This window comes from Methanobrevibacter sp. (genome assembly GCF_050872065.1).
Taxonomy (GTDB): domain Archaea; phylum Methanobacteriota; class Methanobacteria; order Methanobacteriales; family Methanobacteriaceae; genus Methanocatella.
This window is the reverse complement of record NZ_JBNMGD010000053.1, coordinates 1-8,461: the sequence shown is the minus strand read 5'-3', so window position 1 is coordinate 8,461 and position 8,461 is coordinate 1. Positions and strand designations below refer to the sequence as shown.

Here is an 8,461-nt window from a genome sequence, read left to right as displayed (position 1 = left end):
ATTTAAAAGTGACTCAGCAGGATCCATTCCTTGAGCACCAATCAATAAAATAATATCTTCTTTATCTGCTTTTTTGTAAACTTCACTTAAACAATCTTTTAAATTATCAAAATGAACATAGCTAACTTTATTTTTATTTAATACATTGAAGAAAAATTCTCTTTCTTCATCATTAACCCAATTTAAATTATCGACAACATCATTACTTGAAGATAAAATCAATTCAATATTATCATCCATGGATTCAACAAGAGCTTCAGCATTTAATTGATTGATTTCAATACCTCTTGAACCTCTAATAGCACATACAACATATAATTTTTGATTATCTTGAAGCAATTTTAGAGTCTCAGAAATTGTCGATTTAATTCCATCAGGATTATGTGCAAAATCATCATAAATTAACGGTTTATCATTTAATTTTGCAAATCTCCTATTAAGTGCTTTATAAGATTTTACTCCATCAATAATAGAATCCATTTCCACATTTAAAGAAATACATACACCAATAGCAGATAAGATATTCTGTATAAAATGTTTACCTGTAAATGGTAATTCATCAACAGTTAAAATTGAATTTCCTTTATGATAAATAGCTCCATCATCAAAATAGACTGCATTTGGATAATCTATTTTAGACATGGAAGTATAAAATGGATTTTTTGCATTTAATTTCATTACTAATTCATCATCATAATTTAAAACACATATTCCATCACCAATTGCCTCTGGAACTTTATCTATTTCATTAAATATATCATCAATAGAATTTACAAGACCCACATGATCCATTTCAATATTGGTTATTACACCAACTTGTGGCTTAACCGCTCCACTCATTAATGCCGCATGATTTTTCATTAATTTTCCAAGCCAACCTTGAACTTCAGAAACTTCAATGACCAGATAATCTAATTCACCATTTTCCCTAACTTCATCAGAAATCAATTTAGCAACCATCGGATCAATTAAAGTATTAAATTCGGATTCACTATCAGTATTTGTAAGAACATGAAAACCACTAATGCTTAAAATATGATAAATTAAATGAGAAGTAGTTGATTTACCGTTTGTACCAGTTACAATAATATTAGTTGAATTAGGTGAGTATTTACTAATTGCATGTGAAAGTGCTAAAGCATTAGCAAGTTCAATTTTGTCTGTAATTATCAATGGAAAACTAAGTTTCTCAGCCATTTCAATAGCATCACCCTTTGGATTTTGTGTTATTAAACATGCAATATTTTTTTTAAATGCCATTGCAACACCATTACCATCAATCCAATGTCTTACAACAATATCTCCAGTGTGTGCATCATTTAAAAAAGTGAATCTACCTGAAAACCCATCTATTGAAAAAAAGTCAACATTCCCAACAAGTTTTCCTTCGACTAACTTAACTAATTCTTGAATCTTCATATTATCACTCAAAAATGGAATTAAAATATATAAATCTTAGCAAGAATACCAATTATACATAATAAAACTGTAATTCCCCAATAACTAATTATAATCTTTGTTTCAGACATGCCATAATGATTTAAAGTGTGATGTAATGGTTCTACAGGCAATTTAATAATATTTGCTCTGTGAAGTAAACTAACCACTACTGAAATAATAGGTACTCCTAATGCAAGAACTCCAAAGTAAGGAATATCACATACTAAAACAGCAGCTGCATAACCAGCACCTAATACAAATGATCCTGTATCCCCCATAAATATTGATGCAGGATATTTGTTGAATACTAAGAATCCTAAACATAAACCTGCAAGAATTAAGAATGGTGGAATAATTGTTAACTGTCCAAATAGATAACCATATACACAGCAAGCAATTGAAGCAATCCCTACAATACCTGCTGCAAGACCATCCATACCATCAATAAGATTAACTGAATTAATAGAACCAATAATAGCTATTACGACAACAGGAATAGCTAAAATACCTAATTCAAAACCACCAATTGTTGTAACAACCCCTGTTAAAGCAAAGAATAAACCTAATACGATTTGACAAATAATTTTTTCAAGTTCTTCCGGTTCAGTTTTAATTGGTACTTCACCAACAACTTCAACTTTACCCTCTTTAAGTAAATCATCAATTTCAGCTTTTGCTTTAGGGGTAGCAACACGTACTTCTTCTCCAGGTTCAACATCTAACCTTCCAAGAGTAATAACCTCATTGGAACTATTTACAACAATTTTTTGGATTTCTTTAACTTTAAGACCAATTAAATCATCAACTAAACCTACAATTCCTGCTGCAAGCATTATATATGATACAAGTAAAATTGGAGTATTTTGATAATATAATGCTATAATTAAAGAAATAGTAAATAAGAATGCAATACCACCCATTGTAGGAGTACCACTCTTATGTCTGTGTTCACTAACTATTGGATTATCAGCAATCCTTGCCTTAATTAATATCCTTTTAACATACCATGTAAAGAATATTGTAGCACATAATGTTATTAAAAAAATAATCAACATATCTGTATTATTCATTTTACCACACAATAAATCTTTTAAATTAATTAAAATATCTATTGATAATAGTATATAATTATAACTTATAACACAGATTTATATCAATTTTGAAACTAAATTTTCAAGATCATCTTTTGAATTAGCTCTAGCAGTAACTCTTTGATAGCCTTCAGGACCATGAACAACAAAGTCATTATCTTCAAATGATTTTACAGGTTCTTTTGGAGCTGGACCATCATAATTACCAATTGGAATTTCAGTTGAGTAATAATATCTTAATTTATCTGAAATATTTGCCAATGAAAATTCACCAATAGCCATATTAACCAATTCACATAATGAATTGACACCACAAGTTGCAGTTGTTAAATATCTTGTACCATTAGGACGAGTGTTAACCTCAATAGCATATAGCTGGTCATCTTTTGCAGAATACATAAAATCCATCTCAAAAATACCATCAGAATCTAAGCATTTAGCAATTTTATAAGCAGTACGTTGGACTAAATTATTATCTAATCCTTGAACCAAGCAAGGACCTGTTTTTACTTTATTTAATGGATGTGTACCTTCAAAAGTGGTCTCACCTTTATATATAGGAGGTAAAGCAACATATTCTCCATTAAATCCTAATACCTCAATAGAAATTTCAGACCCTTCGATAAATTCTTCACATAATGCTTGATTGAATTTCTCAAAGTATTCAGTGACATCTTCCATTGATTTAGCAATTTTAATATCTTTTCCACCTTGACCTTCACCCTGCTTCAATACAACTGGAAAATCTAGTGTTAACTCTTCGGGACTATTCAATATTTGATAATCCGGAGTTGTTATGCTAATTTCTTGATAAAATTTTTTAGTTTTAATCTTATCTGAAGTTAATTCCACTGCCCTTACTCCAGCAGCAATTACTGGAATTCCATATTCCTCTTCGATTTCTTCTTTCATATGTGCAACATCTATTAATGGAGGGTCAATTCCTATTAATGGAACAATAGCATCAACTTTTTGCATTAATGCAACCTGTTTTGGACCATCCATTCCACGAGGAACAATAAACACTTGATCAGGTAAATCTAAATTAATAGCATTTTCATTAGATTCTGTTAAAACACTTTCAATGTTTTTTCTTTTTACATACCAATCAATATCATCATATAATCTTGAACCGATAAATAATAATTTCATAATATACTCTCCTTTAATAAATCAATAAAATAATAAGCTACTTTTTCAACATTTTCTGTTGGTTTTTCTCCCCACTCCATAGTTTTAGGCTCAATTCCAACAAATATTATTTTAAAATCATTATCCCTTTCTAAATATTTGACAAAATAGGATAATGACATGGAATGTGTTGAAATACCAATTTTTGCAAAATTATCTTTATCAACAATTTTGATATCCCCTGGCTGAGCTCCCATCAAACATGCATCAACTATAATCACATGGGTTGGTTGTTCTTTTCTGATTTTGCCTGTGAAATTTTCAGGGACTGTTTCTGCATTAATCAGTATTAAATTATCTTTTTCAATATTTTCTTCGATTAATTTCTTAATAATGAAAGGTCCAATACCATCATCAGTTTTAAGCTCGTTACCAACACCTAATACCACTAATTTTTTAAAATCAGATAAAAAACTCTTTAATTCTAAATCAAAAGACAATATATCACCTAATAATATTCAGTGTGAATACTTTCTATTCCATTTCCCATTATATATTTTAGTCTTACATTTATTAAATCATTTACACTTACCGACTTTTCATCTAATGGAATTAATAATGGTGAATTCAACATAGGCAATGGTCCAACAATTAGATTATCATTAAGTTTAGTATAGCTTGTAATCTTTAATCCATTAATGGTTCCAGATTTATCTGCTTTTAATGTTAAATCAGCTTCAAACTTGGGATTAATTTCATTTAAAAAATTTAATTCAAAATAGACTATTGGTTTTGAATAGATTTCATAATTCGCTCCTTCATCCCAATGAATATAATTCCTTTCAAGATTAACAAGCTCAACTGTATTAATAATTCCTTGAGGTATAATACTACCATCTTCTTTTAAAAATTGCTTAGCATAATTAAGAACTGGCACCTCTTCCTCATCAATTAATGCAGTATCTAACATTTCACAAACAATTAAATCAGCTTTTTTTGTAAAATTATATTCTAAAACATCCGAATTAATTACTTGAACATTTTCAAATAACTTTAAATTTTCTTTAGCACAATCATATGCTTTTTTATCAATTTCAAAAGAAATAACTTCATCAAAATACTCATTTAAAAAATAAGATAAAATACCACTGCCACATCCTAAATCATAAGCTAACTTATTATTCCCCGTATAGTCAGTTATAGCTTCAAAAAAAGCAGATAATCTATCATTATCTTTAAGCAAATCGAAATGATATGGAGTTGTTTTAAATTTCATGTTAATAAAATAAAAAGAGAAAATTAATGGTGATGATCGTGATCATGTGAATGACCCGGCTCACTAAATTCTTCACCATTTGCAGTACTTGTGAGTTTTACATGCTCAACTCCCTTGAGTCTCATGATTCTTTCAGTTAAATCACGAATTTTGACAATATCCCCATTTACCACAACAATTTCCATACAATACTTATCAGTCATGTGAATATGCATACTACTGTTGATTTCATCTCTGAAACTGTGTTGAATCTCAGCCAGATTTTCCATAACTCCTGTATAATGGTGATCATAAATAATAGTTATAATACCTATTCTTTGACCTTCCATGGAATTCATCCACTGATATCTTACAATATAATCCTGAAGTGCATCACGAATTCCTTTTGAACGAGATTGATATCCTCTATCTCTTAATACTTCGTCAAAATTGGCGAGTAATTTTTTTGGTAATGACATACTTATTCTCATCATAATAATACACATTAAAAATCAATTATTACTTATATGTATAATAATTAAGTATATAAACATTATGATTAATTTATAAAATATTATTAACAATAATATTAAAAATTTATTAAAAAATATTATTCAACTAACAGGTAATACTCACCATCAGTTTTATCAATAGGTTTTAGAAGACCTTTGTTTTGCAGAGATAAAATAATATGATACATTCTAAAATTAGTGAGTTTCAAATCACCATAAAGTAAATGACCCTCAAGAGTATATTTTGAAATTAAATTTTTATCATCAACTAAACTTTTGATTAATTCATAAGATTCTTTTTCCTTTAAATTCAATTCTAACTCTTTAACATCCTTTCTAGAATTAACAGTATTAATTTCTTTTTCATTTCCAGATAAACTAACTTTATTATCTTTGAATGTAACTAAATGTTTATCTTGAAGCTCTTCAAGAATTTGAACTAGATCATATTCATGAAACCCCAATTCCTTTTTTAAAACATTTACTGGAATCCCATCAGGATATTCTAGGTTAAATATTTTAACTTGATCTAAAACAACTTCTTCTTTTTTGGTAATAGTTATCATACAATCAGAAAAATTTAATTTTATATTAATAATATAATAATAATGATACTTAAATATTTATGACAATTGTACTTCATTCTCAAGTGATTTTTGTTCTTGTCTATTTTTTTCGGAATGTTCCTCAGGAGTCAAATCATGAGGCCTTGTGAAAAATAAGTCAATATCGTTAACAACTTGACAAATTGACATATGTAATAACTCTTTTAATGCTAAACTTTTTTGAACTCTGTTTAAAGAATCATCACTGTAAATTACATCATAATCCTTCTTATAATCTTGACGTATTTTAGATGGATCTAAATCAATTTCTAGTTTATTTGCATCATACTCTTCAGTTAAAACCAAAAAATTAATTAATTCTTCTTTTTCATCCTCAAAATCATTATTTTCATCTGCAATAACATCATGGAAATAACTACTTACTGATTGGAAAACATCTCTTGAAACATTTCCATTAATAATATTGTCCATAAATAAGTTAAATATCTCTGAAATATAATATTTACCATTTTCTTCTTTTGTTTGGAAGACTAATTCATTTTCCACATTTGCAACATATTGAGTTAAACTAATATCTTTACCTTTTTCAAATGATTTGATGTCAAATTTAGCATTATTTAATTTATAATCCGCATTACTTTTTAATGCATTATCAATATTTTCAATATCCTCTTTTGTAATCTCCATAAAATTTTCAGACATTTCATTACCTCATTAATACTTTTAATATTATGTTAAAAGTATTTATTTATTAAACTTTATAATAAAAATCATGAAAAGTGAGTGCATACTACTTGAACTTAAAGAATTATCTTCAAATGAAACCATTACAAAAAAAGAACTAATGGATTTATTAAAAAAATATGCTAATATCATATCAGTATACGACTTAATGATGGCTACAGCACAAATGAGAAAAGATGGAGAATATGTTCACGCAAACTATCGTGAAAAATACTTAAAAGTTTATATTGAATATTTCATCATGCGTATGAAAGAAGTCTTAGAACAAGAAGAATATAATCATGATAGTAACATTGATAAAAAATCTTTTGATCAATCTTTCCCAATGCTTGAAAGAGTCTTCGAAAAAGAAAGAATAAGTTCATCAGAAGAAGATAGATTCCCATTGATTTATGTTATTACATCATTATACACCACATTTATTTTAGAAGAACCTATCCATCCTGTTGGAAGTGAATTTCCAGGTAGTTTGAAAGTAGAAGAAAAAAATGGAAAATTTTTATGCCCAGTTAAAGATAAACAAAAAGACAATGTCAATGCAATTTGTCATTTATGTCTTGCAGAACAAACACCAAATGTTTAGGAGGTAAAAGATATGCGAATTTGTCTTTATGGATCTGGAAGTAGAGAAATAGACAAAATTTATACTAATGCAGGATATGAACTGGGCTGTTTAATAGCTCAAAAATCCCATACTCTTGTTTTTGGTGGTGGAAACAATGGAATGATGGGCGCATGTGCTCGTGGAGTTCAAGATAATAATGGAAAATTAATTGGAATAGCTCCTGAATGGATAAAAGACTATGAGCAATTATGTAAAAATTGTAGTGAATTTATTTATGTTAAATCAATGGATGAGAGAAAAAATAAATTTTTAGAAGAATCCGATGCATTCATTATCGCACCTGGCGGAATTGGTACTTTAGATGAATTTTTTGAAATAATAACCCTCAAAAAACTCGAACGACACAATAAAGAGATTATTATTTTTAACATTGATGGCTTTTACAATAAAATGTTTGATATGTTGGATGACATGACTCAAAAAGGATTCTTATCAAATCAATATGATCTTATCAAAATTGCAGATACAGCAGATAAAATCTTTGAATACTTGGAATGAATTTTAATATTTATTCCAAAAACTAGCATATCTAATAACACATTATATTTAAAAAAAAAAAGAGAAAAGAAATAAGATACTTATTTCTTAATTGTTTCAATTGCGCTTTTAGCACCTGTTTTTACAAAAGCACTTTCATCATCAAGTAATTTTTCAAGTTCAGGAATAGCTTTCTCATCACCTAAATTTCCAAGTGCCCAAGCAGCTGCTCCCCTTACTTTCCAATCATCATTTCCTAAAATTTCAATTAACGGATCAACAGCAGGTGCACCCATACGAGATAAAGCTGTAGATGCTTCTCTTCTAACAAGTTTATTATTGTCGTTTAATGTTTCGATTAATGCAGGAATAGCTCTTTCATCATTAATTGCACCTAAAAGAGTAGCAACATGTAATCTAACATTTTTCTTTCTGTGTGATAATGCACCAATTAAATCATCAAGTGCTTCTGAGCCTTTAATTTCTAATTGTCCGAGTGCATCTTCAACAACAAAATCATCTTTATCATTCAATAATTCAATTAATTCTTCAGTAGTATTTTCCATTGCAATCCCTCAAATTGAATATATTTACTATCATTTTAGTAATTAATATAATAT

At 28.3% G+C, this 8,461-nt stretch carries 11 protein-coding genes; 2 read left to right on the top strand and 9 right to left on the bottom strand.

Annotated elements, in window-relative coordinates:
* From ACR0P1_RS06965 to ACR0P1_RS06930, 8 genes are all read right to left on the bottom strand, one after another.
* Positions 1-1,419, bottom strand: a 1,419-nt coding sequence (locus ACR0P1_RS06965) for a Mur ligase family protein (protein WP_432645685.1), incomplete at its 3' end; no start/stop codon positions are given.
* Between the two features lie 20 nt (positions 1,420-1,439).
* Positions 1,440-2,522 (bottom strand): glycosyltransferase family 4 protein, encoded by a 1,083-nt coding sequence (locus tag ACR0P1_RS06960; protein ID WP_432645684.1) that lies wholly within the window; start codon positions 2,520-2,522, stop codon positions 1,440-1,442.
* 66 nt (positions 2,523-2,588) lie between these two features.
* The gene (locus tag ACR0P1_RS06955) at positions 2,589-3,683 is read right to left on the bottom strand and encodes an ATP-grasp domain-containing protein (protein WP_432645683.1); all 1,095 of its coding nucleotides are present in this window, start codon (positions 3,681-3,683) and stop codon (positions 2,589-2,591) included.
* Complete coding sequence (hycI, locus tag ACR0P1_RS06950; protein WP_432645682.1) at positions 3,680-4,162, bottom strand: hydrogenase maturation peptidase HycI; 483 nt, start codon at positions 4,160-4,162, stop codon at positions 3,680-3,682. The genes ACR0P1_RS06955 and hycI overlap by 4 nt, the downstream gene beginning before the upstream one ends.
* 8 nt (positions 4,163-4,170) lie before the next feature.
* The gene (locus ACR0P1_RS06945) at positions 4,171-4,938 is read right to left on the bottom strand and encodes a methyltransferase domain-containing protein (protein ID WP_432645681.1); all 768 of its coding nucleotides are present in this window, start codon (positions 4,936-4,938) and stop codon (positions 4,171-4,173) included.
* Between the two features lie 23 nt (positions 4,939-4,961).
* A complete protein-coding gene (gene nikR / locus ACR0P1_RS06940) occupies positions 4,962-5,411 on the bottom strand; it encodes a nickel-responsive transcriptional regulator NikR (protein WP_432645680.1) in 450 nt (149 codons plus the stop codon).
* A gap of 116 nt (positions 5,412-5,527) precedes the next feature.
* Entirely contained in the window at positions 5,528-5,995 is a 468-nt protein-coding gene (locus ACR0P1_RS06935) for a hypothetical protein (RefSeq protein ID WP_432645679.1), read from the bottom strand.
* A 57-nt stretch (positions 5,996-6,052) separates the two neighbouring features.
* A complete protein-coding gene (locus ACR0P1_RS06930; RefSeq protein WP_432645678.1) occupies positions 6,053-6,697 on the bottom strand; it encodes a hypothetical protein in 645 nt (214 codons plus the stop codon).
* Between the two features lie 70 nt (positions 6,698-6,767).
* Here ACR0P1_RS06930 and ACR0P1_RS06925 point away from each other — a divergent pair, with 70 nt between their 5' ends.
* Together ACR0P1_RS06925 and ACR0P1_RS06920 are read left to right on the top strand one after the other, a co-directional pair.
* Positions 6,768-7,322 (top strand): DUF2115 domain-containing protein, encoded by a 555-nt coding sequence (locus ACR0P1_RS06925; RefSeq protein ID WP_432645677.1) that lies wholly within the window; start codon positions 6,768-6,770, stop codon positions 7,320-7,322.
* A gap of 12 nt (positions 7,323-7,334) precedes the next feature.
* Positions 7,335-7,862, top strand: a complete 528-nt coding sequence (locus ACR0P1_RS06920) for a TIGR00730 family Rossman fold protein (protein ID WP_432645676.1) — start codon at positions 7,335-7,337, stop codon at positions 7,860-7,862.
* A gap of 80 nt (positions 7,863-7,942) precedes the next feature.
* Here ACR0P1_RS06920 and ACR0P1_RS06915 read toward each other — a convergent pair whose 3' ends face one another.
* A complete protein-coding gene (locus ACR0P1_RS06915) occupies positions 7,943-8,407 on the bottom strand; it encodes a HEAT repeat domain-containing protein (RefSeq protein ID WP_432645675.1) in 465 nt (154 codons plus the stop codon).
* Between the last annotated feature and the right edge of the window lie 54 nt (positions 8,408-8,461).